Source organism: Larkinella rosea (assembly GCF_003858635.1).
GTDB classification, from domain to species: domain Bacteria; phylum Bacteroidota; class Bacteroidia; order Cytophagales; family Spirosomataceae; genus Larkinella; species Larkinella rosea.
On record NZ_RQJO01000008.1, the window covers coordinates 672,149 to 688,976 of the forward strand.

Below are 16,828 nucleotides of genomic sequence, written 5' to 3' on the forward strand. Positions count from 1 at the left end.
TAGAATAAAGAAGAGAGACAGGAGAGTAGAGACTTAAAAAAACATGTCTTTATTCTCTTGTCTTTGCGCTTTCTTCCCTTCCAAAAACCGATGAGACAATTCTTACTCCTTTTACTACTTGTTGTATCCTTTACCCAACTCTTTGCGCAGGCTCCCAACACACTTTCGGCGCAGGAAAAGAAAGAAGGCTGGAAACTGCTTTTCAACGGAAAAGACGTCAGTGGCTGGCATACGTACGGCAAAACCGGTGTTGGCTCGGCCTGGATCATCGACAACGGGGCGCTGAAACTGAACGTACCGGAACGCGCCGGGAACAAAGCCAAAAACGGGGGCGATCTGGCCACCGATCAAGTCTTCAAGGGCGATTTTGAATTCAAGGCGGATTTTAAAGTCGAGCGGTTTACAAACAGCGGCATTTTCTTTTTCGTCACCGAAGCGCCGGAATACCAGCAGATTTACCATACCGGTCTGGAGCTTCAGGTGCTCGACAACGCCATCTACGAAGGAGCGCCGGAAAACAAACACCGCGTCGGTGATTTCTTCAGCGTCGCCAATGCCCGCATCCGCGAGCCGAAGGCGGTGGGCGAGTGGAACCAGATTCATTTCAAACTGAAAAACAAAGTGCTGTCGGTTTACATGAACGGCTACCTCATTCAGGAACACAACGTCGACAGTGACGACTGGAAAAAGCGCATCGCCGAAAGCAACCTGAAAACCGCTCCTATCAGCAAAGGTAAATTAGAGGGCCGCATTGGTCTGCAGGACTGGGGGAGTTCGGTCTGGTTCCGTAATATCAAAATCCGGCCGTTATAAAACAGTTGCCGATTTCACCAACCACTCTCTTTTCTCACTTCTTTTCTCTTTCTTCGTTATATTTGTTTTACAAAACCTAAACAAATATGAATCGTCCGTATTTAGGCGAATTTGAAGAACTGGTTCTCCTGACGGTTGCGATGCTCAACGGGCAAGCCTACGGGGTAACCATTCTGGAGGGAATCGAGACGCAAACCGGCCGGACGGTCAGCCTGAGCGCCATTCACGCCACGTTGCAACGACTTGAGGAGAAAGGTTATCTGAAGTCGCAGATGGGGGGAGCAACCGCCGAACGCGGAGGGCGTCGGAAGCGGTTTTTTAGCGTTACCGTGGGCGGAAGCCGGGCCTTGCAGGAAATTCATACCACCCGTAATCACCTCTGGAACCAGATTCAGAAAACCGGCGTGGTCTGATCGATGGGGACTCCAGATTTGCCATTCGTGTATTCATCTTAGCTCGTCCGAACCTTGATCCCTAATTCTGTGTTGACTGACAAAAATCCCGTTTTCATGGACTGTCAGTACCTGCCACTAACCACCACCGGCCAGTTTTCGAATCTGTTCCTCGATTACATTTCTCAAAAAGAAGTCCTCCAACCGTATTATGACCGCTTTCCGACCCTGGAAGCGTTCGAAGAACAAATCAAAAACCGGACTTTTGATGACAGTAAACGCCGGACGCTGGTGGACGTTTTAGAACGGCAATACCGGCATATTCCCAACAAACCCGATTTTTCAGTACTCGCCCAGCCCAACACCTTTACCGTCACGACGGGTCACCAGCTCAATATTTTTACCGGCCCGCTGTATGTGCTCTATAAGTGGATTACGACGATCAATCTGGCCAGGAAACTGACCGAGACGTATCCCGAATACCGCTTTGTGCCGATTTACTGGATGGCCAGTGAAGACCACGATTTTGCCGAAATCAATCATTTTACGCTGTTTGGTAAGAATTATACCTGGGAAACGGAACAGCGCGGGGCCGTTGGGCGAATGAACCCGCAGGAACTGAAAACCCTGTTCGACGAAATTCCGGAGAAGCTGTTTCTGTTCGAAGAGGCTTATCTGAAACACGATACACTGGCCGACGCCGTTCGCTGGTATACCAACGAATTGCTGGGCAAAGAGGGCCTGATTTGTCTGGATGCGGATGATGCGGATTTGAAGCGGATTTTTGCACCGATAATCAAAGATGAACTGCTGAATCAGGCGACCGGAGAAATTGTCACCCAAACCAGTCAGCAACTCGAAACGCTCGGTTACAAAACCCAGATAACGCCCCGGGAAATCAATCTTTTTTACCTGGAAGATCAGCTGCGGGAGCGAATTGTCGCAAAAACCGGGGCCGATGGCACCCCAAAATACGAGGTTCTGAATACGGAACTGCGGTTTTCGCCGGAAGAACTCCTGGCGCTGGCCGATGAACACCCGGAGCGGTTTAGTCCGAATGTGGTGCTGCGCCCGGTGTATCAGGAGGTTATTTTGCCGAATCTGGCGTACATCGGCGGCCCTTCGGAAGTGCCTTACTGGTTGCAACTGAAAGGCGTTTTCGATCATTTTGGGATTCCATTCCCGCTGCTGATGCCCCGGAATTTTGCGTTGTACGTCAATCCGGCTAGTGCCAAAAAGATGGAAAAGCTGAGCGTGATGCCCGAAGAATTATTTTGGGATGAAGTCAAACTGCGCCGGGCCTATACGCAGCGAATCAGCGAAAACTCCCTCGATCTGTCGGACGAGAAAGCGTGTCTGGAGCAATGCTTCGCCGAAATTCTGAACAAATCCGTGAAGGTTGACAAGTCGCTGGAAGGCGCGGTGCTGGCCGAAAAAACCCGGTTGATGCACACGATCGATCATCTCGAAAAACGCCTGAAGAAAACCGAAGAAAAGAATTACGAGACGGTTTTGAATCAATTGATGACGCTGAAAGCCAAGCTGTTTCCGAACGGCGGCATTCAGGAGCGCACCGAAAACTACCTCAATTTCCAGCTCAACGACCCGCAGTTTCTGAATAAATTGCTGTCGGTTTTCGACCCGCTGGAATACCAGATGCAGATTCTGAAAGACTGAGCGATGACCAAAGCTGAACTGCGTTCCGCTTTTCGCCAGAAACGCCAGGTGCTGCCGGAAGCCGACTGGCAAAACCGCTGTGCAGGTATTTCTGAGCGGTTTTTCGCGTCTTTTCCATTCAAACCGGATGCTGTAATTGGTACTTTTCTGCCCATCGAAAGCCAGAAGGAGGTCGATACCTGGCTCATCATCCAGCGGCTCTGGCAGGATTTTCCCCTCGTTCGCGTGGCCGCACCCGTTACCAATCTGGTTGCCGGAACGATGGAAAACTACGAAATCAGGCCAGAAACCGTGTTTTCCAAAAACCGCTACGGGATTCCTGAGCCTTCCCCAAATTCATCATCCATCATCCATCATTCATCATTTGATAGTATCCTCATTCCCTTATTAGCTTTCGATAAAACCGGCAACCGCGTGGGTTACGGGGGCGGTTTTTACGACCGGTTTTTGGTGAAATGCCGCCCGGATTGTCTGAAAATCGGCTTGTCGCTGTTCGATCCGGTTGATGTGATTGAGGATGTTTATGAAGATGATATCCGACTCAATTTCTGCGTAACCCCTGAAAAAGTCTGGTGTTTTGATGGGAACGCGGATGGGACGGATGTAACGGATTAAAACTGATTTTATCCGTGAAAATCCGTTTCATCCGTCCCATCCGCGTTCCCATCAAAAATCAAAAAGTGATTCCAAGCACGGAACTATCCGCCGATGCCTGGGCGTTGCACAATCTGACGAATTGAGTGACTATTTCGGATACGATCCATCTTGAAATAGTGCAGGGAATGCTTATCTTTACACCCTTTAATTGGCTTACTAACAGCTACCTTACTATGGCATTTACCGACACCGAGCGCAATCCACTCGCCAGCCTTGAACAGTGGGAAGATGATCTGCTGATCCGTTACCCCGAGCCAGAGCATAAAGCGAAGGAAGAATACCGCAATTACGACGATCCCGCCCGCGACACGGTTCGGGAATTTTACCGGTTGAATCACACGTACCAGACGTACGATTTTGTGCAGGAAAAACGGGCGGAATTCCTGAAATTCGATAAAAAAGAAATCCCGGTTTGGGGTGCGATGGAGTTCCTGAATACCCTCGTCGATGATTCCGATCCGGATATTGAGCTCGACCAGTTGCAACACCTGCTGCAAACCGCCGAAGCCATCCGCGCCGACGGCCACCCCGACTGGTTTGTGCTGACCGGCTTTCTGCACGACATGGGCAAAGTCCTGTGTCTATTCGGCGAACCGCAATGGGCCGTCGTTGGCGATACCTTCCCGGTCGGCTGTGCGCATTCCGATAAAATCGTTTATCCCGAATATTTTGCCGCCAATCCGGACAGTTACAACGAAAAATACAATACCAAATACGGCGTTTACGAGCCCAACTGCGGCTTGAAAAACGTCACGATGTCGTGGGGCCACGACGAGTATCTGTACCACATCACGAAGGATCACCTGCCCGAACCGGCGCTGTACATGATCCGGTACCACTCGTTCTACGCGCAACACCGCGAAAAAGCGTACAATCACCTGATGGACGAGCACGATCACGCCATGTTCAAATGGGTCGACAAATTCAACCCGTACGATCTATACTCGAAAAGCCCGGTGGTGCCGGTGGCTTCGGAACTGAAACCGTATTACGAAGACCTGATCGCCAAGTATTTGCCTTCGACGATTAAATTATAAAAACCGCTTGGGTGGTTTTAAACGATAGAAAAACCGGTGTGCCTCACATCGGTTTTTTGTTTATTATTGGTGAATAAAGCCTATTCACCGAATGCTCCTCACATTTATTGCTCTTTACCTCCTTTCCAACCTCGCCATTGGTGCCTGGGCGGCCCGAAAAGTAACCAGTAGTCAGGATTTTGTGCTGGCCGGTCGGCGGTTGCCGCTGGCGCTGGCGGCTTCGGCCACGTTTGCCACCTGGTTTGGTTCCGAAACGATCATGGGCGCTCCGGCCACCTTTGTCGACGGCGGTTTGCTGGCGATTATCGAAGAACCGTTCGGGTCGGCCTTGTGTCTGTTTCTGGTCGGTGCTTTTTACGCCCGGCCGCTGTACCGCCTGGGAATCACGACCTTCTCCGATTATTTCAGAATCCGGTTTGGCCGGTCGGCGGAATTCATTTCGGCCATTCTGGTTATTCCTTCTTATTTTAGCTGGATTTCGGCCCAGTTCATCGCCATCGGCATTGTGCTCAATCTCGTAACCGGTTTACCCATTTTCTGGTGCATCGCGTCCAGCGCCACCATTGTAATGATTTACACGATGATGGGCGGCATGTGGTCGCTGTCGATCACGGATTTTCTCCACAACATCATCATTGTTATTGCCCTGGTTATCATTGCGGTGATTCTCTACAACCAGACCGACGGATTCGAAAGTATTGTTCAGAAAACAAAACCGGGTTTCTTTAATCCCCTGCCCGCTCTCACGCTGAAAGATACCGTAAGCTGGGTTGCCGCCTGGATTACCATTGGCTTGGGTTCCATTCCGCAGCAGGACGTTTTTCAGCGCGTGATGTCGGCCAAAAACGAGCAGACGACCGTTCGGGCGTCGTATCTGGCGTCATTCCTGTATATCACCATTGCCATGTTGCCGCTGTTCATCGGCCTGGTGGGCAAACAATTACAGCCGGATTTGAATCAGGACAACCAGATGCTGATTCCGAATATGGTGCTGCGGCAGGGGAGTTTGCCGTTACAAATTCTGTTTTTTGGCGCATTGCTGTCGGCCATTCTGAGTGTGTCGAGCGGGGCGATTCTGGCACCGGCAACGGTTTTTGGCGAGAACATCTACCGGTTTTTCCGGCCCGACAGCAGCGATAAAAAACTGCTCCTGATTATCCGGCTTGCCGTGGCCGCCATCACGCTCATCTGCGTCTGGATGACCGCCACCCGCGACGTCAACATCTTCGAGTTGGTCGGCGAGTCATCGGCGTTCAGTCTGGTTTCCCTGTTTGTGCCGCTGACGGCCGGTTTGTACTGGAAACCGGCGAACATGCTGGGCTGCATCCTGTCGATGCTGATCGGAATTACGGTTTGGCTGGTGTGTCTCGCCATTGAAACCGACTACCCGGCGCTGGTTTACGGTTTGCTGGCGAGTACAGCGGGGATGATTATTGGGGTGTTGATTGCGCCTAAATCCCAATCTCAGAAAAACGTCTGATTGATCTTGCCAATGTATTCCAGATTCGCCTGCGAACCGAGCCACCGCTGAATTTGCTGACCGAGATTCGGGTACAGGTTCAGTGAATCCAGTTCGCGGACCGGTTTCCATACAACCGCCAAAGCCGTGGTTTCTTCCGGATTAAGTTGGGGAATGCCGCCAATCAGCTCGCCCGAAAAAACCACGTGCAGCACGTCCTCTTTCGGTTCGACGCCTTTGATTTCGGGGAAAATCACTTCGCCGACAAACGCAATCGGTCCGACTTCGACATCAACGCCCAATTCTTCCCGCAATTCGCGCATCACCGTCTGATCCAGCGTTTCGCCTTTGTCGGGATTGCCGCCGGGCAGGCCGTAGACGTCGGTTTCACCATACCGGTATTGCATCAGCAACAAATGATTATTTTCGATCAGGAGCACCGCAGGTCGTACTTTCATAACAGACGAAGAAATTGCCGGAATATACAGTAAAGTACAACAATACCGCTACTTTTGATGCTGTACTTCTAAACCTGTGTATGAAAACTATTTTGTTGTTCCTGGGTGTCCTCTGCTTCGTGGCTGGCATCAGCACCAGTGAAGGAAAAGCTAAAGACGCTATTCTGGTTTTTTCAAAAACCGCCGGATTCCGGCATAAGTCCATCGAAGTGGGCAAAGCCGCCATCGCGAAACTGGGCGAAGAAAATAATTTCAGTGTCGATACGACCGAAAATGCGGCCGTTTTTACGACCGATAACCTGAAAAAATACAAAGCCGTGGTGTTTCTGAGCACCACTGGCGACATCCTGAATGCCGAGCAACAGGCGGCTTTCGAGCAGTATATCAAAAAAGGGGGCGGTTTTGTCGGGATTCACGCAGCAGCCGATACGGAATACGAATGGCCGTGGTATAACCAGCTGGTTGGCGCGTACTTTCTGAGCCACCCGAAACAGCAGAATGCCGAAATCGAGATCGTGGACAAAAAACACCTCGCGACCAAAGATCTCCCCGACCGCTGGAAGCGCTACGACGAGTGGTACAACTACAAAAGCATCGTGCCGGAAGTGAAGGTGTTGGGAAAACTGGATGAGAAAACGTACGAAGGTGGCAAAAACGGTGATAATCACCCGTTTATCTGGTATCGCTCCTTCGACGGTGGCCGGTCGTTCTACACCGGCGCAGGCCACACCGACGAATCCTACAGCGACCCGCAATTCCTGCAACACATCCTGGGCGGGATTAAGTACGCAATGGGTCGGAAGAAATAAGAGGTTGAAAAGAGTTGTTTCGCGGAGTTGAGCAGAGCAAAAAGAGTTAAGCGGAGGGATTATTATTTTTCTCTGCTTAACTCTTTTTTTCTCCGCTCAACTCCGCGAAACGGTTTTAAATTTTAATCTTCCTGCCGGTTTCGGCAGCCTGATACGTCGCGGTGATGATTTTCATGTCCTGAATGCCTTCTTCACCCGTGACGTGCTTTGGCAGTTCTTTCCCGTCAATCAAATCCTTGCAAATACCGTCCATGTGCATCGCCTGGTGATTGACCACCGGTTTTTCGATCGGGCCTTTGCTCGTCATGCCTTTCAGCGGGCCGTAGCCAAACGCCGGGCGCAACTCAAACCAGCCGTTTTCCGCCGATGCATACAACCGCTCCACGCCCGCAGCGTAGCTCGTCGTTGACGTCGACGTGATCCCGTTTGGAAATTCGAATTGCCAGTACATGCCTTCTTCCACGTCCTTGAATTTCTCCGGATTGGTTTTGGGCGCAAACTGAGCCGTTACCGAAAGCGGTTCCAGGCCCGTCACCAGCCGCACACCCTGAATGGCGTAGATGCCCACATCCATCATTGGGCCACCACCCGCCAGCGCTTTTTTCAGTCGCCACTGATTCGGATCACCGGCTTTGAAACCATCGCTGGCTTCCAGAAACTTCAGATTGCCAAATACTTTTTCACGACCCAGTCGCATCATTTCCTGCGTAAAGGGTTCGTAGTGAAGCCGGTAGCCGATCGCTAGCTGACGGTTTGCTTTCTTGCACGCATCGATCATGTCCTGGCATTCTTTCACCGAAACCGCCATCGGTTTTTCGCAGATCACGTGCTTTCCTGCTTTGGCCGCCCGGATCACGTACTCGGCGTGCATCGAATTTGGCAGAACGACGTAAACAATATCGATGTCTTTGTTGTCGATGATTTTATCAAAATTCTTGTAGTCGTAAACGTTCGCTTTCGGAATGTTGTATTTGGTCATCCATTCCTCGGCTTTGGTCGGCGTTCCGGTCACGATGCCGGCCAGCCGGACATGCTGCGTTTGCTGGAGCGCCGGAGCCAGCAGGTTTTTGCTGTAATAGCCCAGGCCAACCAGCGCCATGCCTAGTTTTCGGCCGGGTTGTAGCGGTTCGCCCAGATGCGAAACCAGCGTGTTGATTCGGGCAAACTGATCCTGCTGGTTCAGCGTGGCGGCATAACCCGCTAATGGCAGCGAAAGCGCCGATGCGCCAATGCCCTTTGAAAGTTTTTGTAGAAAATCACGTCGGTTGGAGTTCATCATAGAGAAGATAGAAATGAGACAAGAGAGATTAGACAAGAGAGTAGAGACTAAAAAAGTCACAAGATGCAGGTCTCTACTCTCTTGTCTCACTTCTCTTGTCTATTATCTCTTGTCTGAATATTTACTCGGCTTTGACTAAAATCCGGATGTCGGTATTGCGGCCTTTGTCGTCGGCGCAGGAAATTTTCAACGAGCCGGGTTGCGGACTGAAGAAAACGCCTTCCGTGGGAGCGGCTTTTCGGTACAGTTTGTCGTTCAGGTACCAGTACACCACTTTCACCTCGTTGTCGGCCTGGCAACTGAGCTGCAACTGCTGGGGCTGATGCGGATTGATGAAATACTCGCTGCCGTTGTTCAGACTGACAATCTGCGGCCCCTGCTGGGCAAAGACCCGCGTACAGGCCGGGTTGTGGGGCGGTATTTTCGAGTACGGAATCCGGCGGCTCTCGTAAAACGCAATCAGTTCCGGTGCCAGATTGGGATAAAACCGGCGAACCGCGCCATCCGCATCGGAGCCGTTTTGGTCGGGTAAACAATGAGCGCAGTACGAAACCGTGCCGACTGCGTTGGTCCAGACGGCTTTCTGGTGCTGACAGCGGTGATACGGCGAAACGCCCATAATGGCGTAATCGACAATTTTGTGTTCGCAGGCTTCACCCGGCACGTCACCGGTTTCCGCGCACACCTGGCGCATCGACAAACTTTCTGGCATCCGAAACCAGCCGCTCGATGAGTTGTAATCAATCGTATTAAATAGGCTGAATAACAGCGGAGTAGCAATGTTGGCTCCGCTCAGTTCCGGCACCCCCTCGCCCGAAAAATTACCGACCCAGACGCCCACCGTATACCGTTTGTTGTAGCCGATGCTCCACGCATCCCGACGCCCGTAGGATGTACCGGTTTTCCAGGCGATGCGCGGCAAGTGGTAGCTGTTATCGAAGTTGTTGGGCAAATCCGGGCGGGTGATCTGCGTGAGCGTGTTCGTAATCAAAAATGCCGCATCCTCCGAAATCAGGCGGCTTTTTTTCGCGGGAGCATCCGATTGATTTGGCGCAACAAAGTTGAGGTTGCTCATTTGACCTCCGTTGGCGAATGCCGCAAACAGGCGCATGAGTTCTTCCAGTGTGACGCCACAACCGCCGAGAATGATCGACAAACCCAGCCCTGTCGACTGCTTTTTGATGGTTTCAAAGCCGGCTTTTTTCAGGGACTCGACAAACGTTGGTGTGCTGATCTGCTGTAGGGTTTTCACCGCCGGAACATTCAGCGAGTTCGCCAGCGCCGATTCAACGGTGATGGGACCGTAAAATTGCCGGTCGTAATTCTCGGGTTCGTAGCCCGAAAAGCTCGTTGGTACATCATTCAGCACGGTTTTGGGCGTCATCAGCCCCTTGTCGAACGCCAGCGCGTAGAGCAGCGGTTTTAGCGTACTGCCCGGCGACCGCACCGCCCGGACGCCATCGACCTGCCCGCCGTCGTAACCGTTCGCAAAATCCGCCGAGCCGACGTACGCTTCCACCGCCATCGTCTGGTTATTGATCACCAGAACAGCCGCGTTGTGAATGTTCATCGCCCGCACCCGCCCGACGTAATTGGCCACCAGTTGTTCGGCCTGCGCCTGCCGGTTGGGCTTTATTAACGTATGAATAATCGGCTGGTCGGGATTGCTTTTCTTCAAGCGCAGCGACAGGTGAGGAGCGAGTTTGGGCAGGGCCCGCCGGTGGGCGTCGAGCGGTTCGTTCAGCGCGTCGTTAATCGCTTCGGCAGTAAACAGATCGGTTTTTCGGAAGCGATTCAGCCAGCGGTTTCGTTCCTGAACAATGAGCTTGTTGCTCAAACCGAGTCGCAGGCTCGACGGGCGGTTGGGAATGATCGTCAGCGTCGTGATTTCAGCCAGACTCAGCAACTGGGGCGGTTTTCCGAAATACAGCATCGACGCCGATTTGATGCCTTCCACGTTGCCGCCGTACGGAATCAGGTTTAGGTACAGTTGCAGAATTTCGTCTTTGGAATAAAACAGTTCCAGTTGAACCGCCCGAAAAAGCTCGATGATTTTACTGCCGTACGTGCGTTTCCGGGGTTCCAGCAGCCGGACCACCTGCATCGTAATCGTGGAAGCACCCGAGGTTCGGCGGCCGGTGGTCAGGTTACGAAAAACCGCCCGCGCCATCGAAACCGGGTTAAAACCGGGGTGGTAATAGAAATAATTGTCTTCCTTGTGTAAAATGGTTTTTCGCAAAACCGGCGTTATTTCGTCCAGTTCCGTGACCAGCCGCCATTTGTCGTCGTCACTAAGGAAGGCATGGAGAATGGTTCCGTCGGCCGCCGTGATGATGGTCGAATAGCGCGGGCGGACTTTCAGCGGAAAAACCAGATTCAGACCCAAAAACAGCATCAGCATCGCGACCAAGGCTTTTACCCAGCGCCGTTGCCAGACTTTTTTGGTGATGTAACGTAATTTTTCCAATATGCAATCCTTTAACCGGTTGCCGTAAAAATCAGTTTATGAAACAGCTATCGTTTAGCGTCTCTTGCAGGCAATGAAAAGCGCTGATCGCTCCGGCGGTTTGGTTTCGCGCTTTCGTTCTTTCACTTTTTCACCCATTTTTCTGATGAAACTTCAATTTTTTGGGGCAGCCCGCACCGTAACGGGCAGTAAGCACCTGATTACCACCCAACGCGGAACGAAAATCCTGCTCGATTGCGGCTTGTTTCAGGGCATCAATACCGACGACCTGAACCAGGATTTTCGGTTTAAAGCCGCCGAAGTCGATTATCTAATCCTGTCGCACGCCCACATCGATCACTGCGGATTGATTCCGCGCCTGGTTCGTCAGGGCTTTACCGGGCCGATTTACTGTACCCCCGCCACCGCCGATCTCTGCCACCTGATGCTGCTGGACAGTGCCCACATTCAGGAAAAAGACCTCGAACGGGTGAACAAGCGCCGGGAGCGCCAGGGCCGGGCATTGCTCGATATTCTGTACGAAACCGATGACGTGGAACGCGCCCTTGCGCTGCTAAAACCGGTCAATTACGACGAAACATTCTGGATCAACCGCGATGAAGTCAATGTTTTGTTTACCGATACCGCCCATTTGCTCGGCAGTGCCGCCATCAGCCTGACTGTCCACGAAACCGGTCCAACCGGCGAACCGGTGGAGAAGCGCGTGTTTTTTAGTGGCGACATTGGCCGACCGCACGACAAGATACTCAAAATGCCGGAGCCGTTTCCACAGGCCGATTACATTCTTTGCGAATCGACGTACGGCGACAAACTTCACGAGCCGGAACCGGACATGCGGGCGCATTTGCTGCGGATTGTCCACGAAACCTGCGTGGTGCGCCGGGGGAAACTGATCATCCCGGCTTTTGCCGTCGACCGGACGCAGGAGCTGGTGTATGCGCTCGATCAGCTCGAAAGCAACGGAGAATTGCCGCGTCTGCCGGTTTACATCGACAGTCCGATGGCCGTGAAAGCGACGCAGTTGATGAAGGAACACGACGAATGTTTTAACCCGGAAATTCTGGATTACATCGAAAAAGACGGCGACGCGTTTGCGTTCCCGAACCTGCATTACGTGTCGGACGTGGAAGAATCGAAAGCCATTAATACCCGCGACGAGCCTTGTATCATCATTTCGTCGTCGGGCATGGCCGAGGCCGGGCGCATCAAACACCACATCAAAAACAACGTCGAGGATTCGCGCTGCACGATTCTGATTGTGGGGTATTGCGGTCCGGAAACCCTGGGCGGAGCCTTGAAGCGGGGCGATTCGCAAGTGAAGATCTTCGGCGAAACCTATCAGGTGAAGGCCGATGTGGAAGTGATGGACTCGTTCAGCGCCCACGGCGACTACCGCGAAATGCTCGAGTTTCTGTCCTGCCAGAATCCGGCGCAGGTGAAACAGGTGTTTCTGGTCCACGGCGAATACGACCGGCAGGTGGTTTTCCGGCAGAAACTCCAGAGCGCCGGGTTTCAGAATGTCTACATTCCGTCGTTGTACGAGTCGGTCGAATTATAAGCGGTTTTTATAATTTGACGGGAAAAACCGGCTAAATCGTAAAAAAACGCGGAAACCGTAAATTTTCTTGTAAAGCGGCTTGCATAAAAAATCAAAACCCTGCATCTTTGCAGTCCCGTCATGGGAACCCCGATGCCGAAGTGGTGAAACTGGTAGACACGCACGTTTCAGGGGCGTGTGAACGTGAGTTCATGCGAGTTCGAGTCTCGCCTTCGGCACAGCAAAAATCCCGTAATCTACCGATTGCGGGATTTTTTGTTTTGATATTCCGGAAGGAAGAGGCCGGGGTGATGTAGAGATTCGGGTGCGGGATAAGGGTACCGACAGCCCCGAAACCGTGGAAGTCACGATTTTTCAGCTTTTTTTACCACCAAACCCACCGGCAAGGATCCAGACCTGGCCTCTCCCTGAGTTATGACATCATCAGCAAAGGCCACGGCGGAATGCTTACGGTTGAAAGCCGGGCGCGTCTTGATAAACGCTCGCCAATCTGTTGGAAAACACTCCTTACTATTGCTTATACCGGGCAACTTTCATTAATCCATAACCAATTAGAAACGGACCGGGTGTCAGGATAACCAGTAAGCCTAGTTTTCTGTATAAATAATCCGTTAGAAACAAACCTACCAGAGTTACTCCGATAAAGAAAACGGTGTAAATAAGCCTGAACATCGCAATGCTGAAAGAGAGTTGTCATCCCTGACAAATGTAGGATCATATCTCTGAAAATAGCCAACATATACCGTGCGGGGCAGGCCTTTCTTAGTTCAGACTAATTGTCATCGTCGTGCGGTTATACGCGGCAAAGCAGCCCAGGCCGCCCGTGATGTTCGTGGGAATTAAAACCGGTTCCGCAAACGGATTGCCTTCGATATCGCCCTGTTGCTGAAGGGTTCGGTGATAATCGTAATAATTTTTATCCACGTGCAGCAGCATGACACTGACCGAAACCGGGCGTTGGGTGAGCGGGATATAACCGTTATAGGACCCATTGCTCAGGCTATCGAAATAGGTATAACTGAGGTAGTTCGGCAGATTCCCTTTCGGTGAAGTAATGGACTGGCCGTCCTGACTCAGATCGGAAATATGCTGGCTGGTCGCGTCAAAAAAAAGCGGGGATTGCATGAAAAGCCGCCGTTGAAAGGTATCGGGCCGACTTTGCCCCGCTACGTACCGGCTCAGCGTCACCCACTGATTGGCCCGGAGTTCACCCGCAACCCGGTAATAATCGGCCTGGCCCACCGGATCCTTCCAGGTCAGCCGGGCGTCGTAAATCCAGCGGGATGAACCACCACCCCAGTTGTTCGACTCCCGCGTTGAATCCAGCCGGGCCGACGTAATCGGAACCGCTTCCGGCACCGTACAGGAGGCCGAAGCCGACAGCTCGCGCCATTGCACGGCTAACCGGTACGTTTTTCCGGCTACGATCGGGAACAGCCGGGAATCAGCAACGTGGGCGTACTGCTTCGGATCGTATTTCAGTTCGATGGACCGGTTCCCTTCCGTTAAAACGACTTTTATTTCACTCGAAATCGCTGAATTTCTTGGTTCCAAAACCGGCTGCGATAGCGTGACGGTGGCCATCAGGAGCGAATCCTGCGGAGAAATGTAGCACTGAACGGCCAGCTTCCGTTCAACCGTTGGCAAACGATCCGGATCGACCTCATTGATGAGGCTTTCGCAGGCCGTCAGCGAAACCAGTAAACCGGCGAGGAGGAGAAAGAGTAAAAACCGCATATCGATCTAGAACTTGAAATTATAACTAAAGGACGGAACTACCGGAAAAACAGAATACCGCTTCAAAACCGTCGTCGACGGTGCGGTCGGCGTTTCCCCCGCTTTCGTTTGCAGGGCATAAAAGAACGGATTCCGGCGGTTATACAGGTTGTAAACGCTGAACTCCCAGGTGCGCTCGTGGTGGCGTTTCTTTTTGTGAAACTGAATGCCAAAATCCATGCGGTGATACGGTTCCGCCCGGAAACTGTTTTTGGGTCCGTAATCGTTGGCCGTCTGACCGAAAAAGGGAATAAAACCGCCTGGATAATACCCATTCGAGGGGTTATTGACCGGCTGGTGAGGGCGGGGCGAATATTCGGCCAGCGGAACCGTCAGGGCATTGCCGGTGCCGTAAACCCAGGTGCCCGACAACGTAATGCGCGGGCTGAGTTCATAAATACCGACCACCGAAATGTCGTGCCGCCGGTCGTAACGCGGGAAAAACTTCTTCCCGAAATTCAGCTCCGGAAACTGCCACTGCGTCCACGACAGCGTGTAACCCAGCCAGCCCGAAAACCGCCCGACTTTCTTTTGCAGTAACACTTCTGCGCCGTACGACCAGCCCTTGCCCGCCGTCACGTTGTCTTCCCACCGCACTTCATTGGCCGATTCCGGGTTGCCGATGAGTAAAAAACTGGCGCCTTCGCGGTAGTTGATGATGTTTTTCATCGTCTTGTAATAGCCTTCCACGGTCAGCGTCATGCCCCGAAACAAACTGCCCGCTTTCGTAAAATCTTTGGCAAAACCGGCCGCAATCTGCTCCGACTGTTGCGGTTTGATGCGGTCGGTGGTGGGCACCCACAAATCCGTCGGCAGGCCAATGCCGGTGTTCGACAGCAGGTGAACGTACTGATTCATCAGCGCATACGACGCCTTGAACGAGAAATCCGGTTTCAGCACAAAAGCCGCCGAAAGGCGCGGTTCGGGCCGGAGGTAATTCACGGCTTTGTGCTGGAAAAGACTCAGCCGAAAACCGCCATTCACCCGCCAGCGTTCGTTGGGTTTCCAGGTGTCTTCGGCATAAACGCCCGATTCCTGCACCCGGATCGCATCCACTTCGGTGCGGAATTGCTCGGCCTCCGTGTCTTTCAGAACAATGGCGCTGGGCGTAAATTTGTGGTTCGTGGTCTGCAAACCAAACCGGACCGAATGCCGGGGATTGGGGTAAAAATCGAGGTCGTATTTAAACGCCACGTCCCGAATGCCGGAATTGTAACGAAGTTGGTAGGTCTCGGTTTCGAGCGCATTGCCGTTGCGCCGGGTTGATTCCTGATCCGAAAAAATCTGAAAGGTATAATTGCTGAAAATCAGCGACGCATTGGAGAACAGTTTTTCGGAGAAAAGGTGATTCCAGCGCAGCGTTCCCGTGCCGTTGCCCCAGAACAACCCGGCGCTGGTTTTGTCAGACACTTCTTTCTTCGGCGTTTCGCGGGCGAAAAACCGGTCGCGGCCAAAATAACCGCTCAGGTAAACCTTGTCTTTCCGGCCAAAATCATAGTTGACTTTGGCGTTCAGGTCGTAGAAATAATAACCGGCCATCGCTTCGCCCTTGCTTTCGGCCCGGATCAACGGCCGCGCCAGCACGTCGAGGTACGTCCGGCGGGCCGACACCAGAAACGACGACTTGCCTTTCTGAATGGGTCCTTCGAGCGTCAGCCGGGAGGCAATCAGGCCAATACCGCCCTCGCCATGGAGCTTTTCCTTGTTGCCTTCTTTCATGTTCATCTCAATCACCGACGACAGCCGCCCGCCGTAGCGTGCCGGAAAACCGCCTTTGATCAGCTCCACGCTTTTGAGCGCATCGCCGTTGAACACCGAGAAAAAACCGAAGAGGTGATTGGCGTTGTAGACCACGGCATCGTCCATAACGACCAGATTCTGGTCGGGGCCGCCCCCGCGCACGTAAATGCCGGTGCTGCCCTCGGAGCCTTTCTGCACGCCCGGCATCAGTTGCAGGACCTTCAAAACATCCTTTTCCCCCAGAAATGCCGGTATTTTCTTGATCTGGTCGATCGGCACGTCGATGGTACTCATGCGCGCGCTTTCACTGACTTTCTCTTCGCCGGAACGATTGCCGGTTACGGTCACTTCCGACAGCATCCGACCGGGCATGAGCTGGATGTTCAGTTCGGTATTTCGTTGGAAAAAGACGGTTTGCTGCACGGATTCGTAACCTACGAACGAAAACGCCAGCACAACGCTGTCTTGCGCCGGGAGCGTCAGGGAATAAAAACCGTAGGTGTTGGTGGTGGTGCCGGTTGAGGTACCGGGCAGGTACACATTGACGCCAATCAGGGCTTCCTGGCTGCCTTTTTCACGAACATAACCGCTAACGGTAGACCGGTTTGCCGGGCTTTGCGCGCTTGCCGAAAGGCCATACCATACCAGAAAAAACAGAGACAGTAACGGATGCTTCATGAATAAGGCGAGTGGATGGATTTCGCTT

The 16,828-nt window shown here is 52.5% G+C and carries 13 protein-coding genes, 1 tRNA gene and 1 pseudogene; 10 read left to right on the forward strand and 5 right to left on the reverse strand.

Annotation, left to right across the window (positions count from 1 at the left end; all coding sequences use genetic code 11):
- Positions 1 to 90 precede the first annotated feature (90 nt).
- The 6 genes from EHT25_RS11575 (at position 91) to EHT25_RS11600 (ending at position 6,056) form a co-directional block, all read left to right on the forward strand.
- A complete protein-coding gene (locus EHT25_RS11575; RefSeq protein WP_124874593.1) occupies positions 91 to 813 on the forward strand; it encodes a 3-keto-disaccharide hydrolase in 723 nt (240 codons plus the stop codon).
- 86 nt (positions 814 to 899) lie between these two features.
- Entirely contained in the window at positions 900 to 1,226 is a 327-nt protein-coding gene (locus EHT25_RS11580; RefSeq protein ID WP_124874595.1) for a PadR family transcriptional regulator, read from the forward strand.
- Between the two features lie 96 nt (positions 1,227 to 1,322).
- Positions 1,323 to 2,882 (forward strand): bacillithiol biosynthesis cysteine-adding enzyme BshC, encoded by a 1,560-nt coding sequence (gene bshC / locus EHT25_RS11585; protein WP_124874597.1) that lies wholly within the window; start codon positions 1,323 to 1,325, stop codon positions 2,880 to 2,882.
- 3 nt (positions 2,883 to 2,885) lie between these two features.
- Positions 2,886 to 3,497 (forward strand): 5-formyltetrahydrofolate cyclo-ligase, encoded by a 612-nt coding sequence (locus tag EHT25_RS11590; protein ID WP_124874599.1) that lies wholly within the window; start codon positions 2,886 to 2,888, stop codon positions 3,495 to 3,497.
- Between the two features lie 215 nt (positions 3,498 to 3,712).
- Positions 3,713 to 4,576, forward strand: a complete 864-nt coding sequence (locus tag EHT25_RS11595; protein ID WP_124874601.1) for an inositol oxygenase family protein — start codon at positions 3,713 to 3,715, stop codon at positions 4,574 to 4,576.
- Between the two features lie 91 nt (positions 4,577 to 4,667).
- A complete protein-coding gene (locus EHT25_RS11600) occupies positions 4,668 to 6,056 on the forward strand; it encodes a high affinity choline transporter 1 (protein ID WP_124874603.1) in 1,389 nt (462 codons plus the stop codon).
- Here the strand turns inward: EHT25_RS11600 and EHT25_RS11605 are convergent.
- Positions 6,041 to 6,493, reverse strand: coding sequence for an NUDIX domain-containing protein (locus EHT25_RS11605; protein WP_124874605.1), 453 nt, complete (start codon positions 6,491 to 6,493; stop codon positions 6,041 to 6,043). The genes EHT25_RS11600 and EHT25_RS11605 overlap by 16 nt on opposite strands.
- An 80-nt stretch (positions 6,494 to 6,573) precedes the next feature.
- Here EHT25_RS11605 and EHT25_RS11610 point away from each other — a divergent pair, with 80 nt between their 5' ends.
- Positions 6,574 to 7,302, forward strand: coding sequence for a ThuA domain-containing protein (locus tag EHT25_RS11610; protein ID WP_124874607.1), 729 nt, complete (start codon positions 6,574 to 6,576; stop codon positions 7,300 to 7,302).
- Between the two features lie 115 nt (positions 7,303 to 7,417).
- Here the strand turns inward: EHT25_RS11610 and EHT25_RS11615 are convergent, their stop codons facing one another.
- Together EHT25_RS11615 and pbpC are read right to left on the reverse strand one after the other, a co-directional pair.
- Positions 7,418 to 8,581, reverse strand: coding sequence for a Gfo/Idh/MocA family protein (locus EHT25_RS11615; protein WP_124874609.1), 1,164 nt, complete (start codon positions 8,579 to 8,581; stop codon positions 7,418 to 7,420).
- A 121-nt stretch (positions 8,582 to 8,702) separates the two neighbouring features.
- Positions 8,703 to 10,982, reverse strand: coding sequence for a penicillin-binding protein 1C (pbpC, locus tag EHT25_RS11620; protein ID WP_124876084.1), 2,280 nt, complete (start codon positions 10,980 to 10,982; stop codon positions 8,703 to 8,705).
- 211 nt (positions 10,983 to 11,193) lie between these two features.
- Between pbpC and EHT25_RS11625 the strand changes: the two genes are divergently transcribed.
- From EHT25_RS11625 to EHT25_RS33150, 3 genes and pseudogenes are all read left to right on the forward strand, one after another.
- Complete coding sequence (locus EHT25_RS11625; protein WP_124874611.1) at positions 11,194 to 12,606, forward strand: MBL fold metallo-hydrolase RNA specificity domain-containing protein; 1,413 nt, start codon at positions 11,194 to 11,196, stop codon at positions 12,604 to 12,606.
- Between the two features lie 134 nt (positions 12,607 to 12,740).
- Positions 12,741 to 12,824, forward strand: a tRNA-OTHER gene (locus EHT25_RS11630).
- A gap of 74 nt (positions 12,825 to 12,898) precedes the next feature.
- Positions 12,899 to 13,070 (forward strand): annotated as a pseudogene (locus tag EHT25_RS33150) (ATP-binding protein); the annotation flags it as partial.
- 298 nt (positions 13,071 to 13,368) lie between these two features.
- Here EHT25_RS33150 and EHT25_RS11635 read toward each other — a convergent pair.
- Both EHT25_RS11635 and EHT25_RS11640 read right to left on the reverse strand, forming a co-directional pair.
- Positions 13,369 to 14,343 carry a DUF4249 domain-containing protein gene (locus EHT25_RS11635; RefSeq protein WP_124874613.1) on the reverse strand — a complete coding sequence of 325 codons (975 nt, stop codon included), beginning with the start codon at positions 14,341 to 14,343 and terminating at the stop codon, positions 13,369 to 13,371.
- A 6-nt stretch (positions 14,344 to 14,349) separates the two neighbouring features.
- Positions 14,350 to 16,800, reverse strand: coding sequence for a TonB-dependent receptor (locus EHT25_RS11640; protein WP_124874615.1), 2,451 nt, complete (start codon positions 16,798 to 16,800; stop codon positions 14,350 to 14,352).
- Between the last annotated feature and the right edge of the window lie 28 nt (positions 16,801 to 16,828).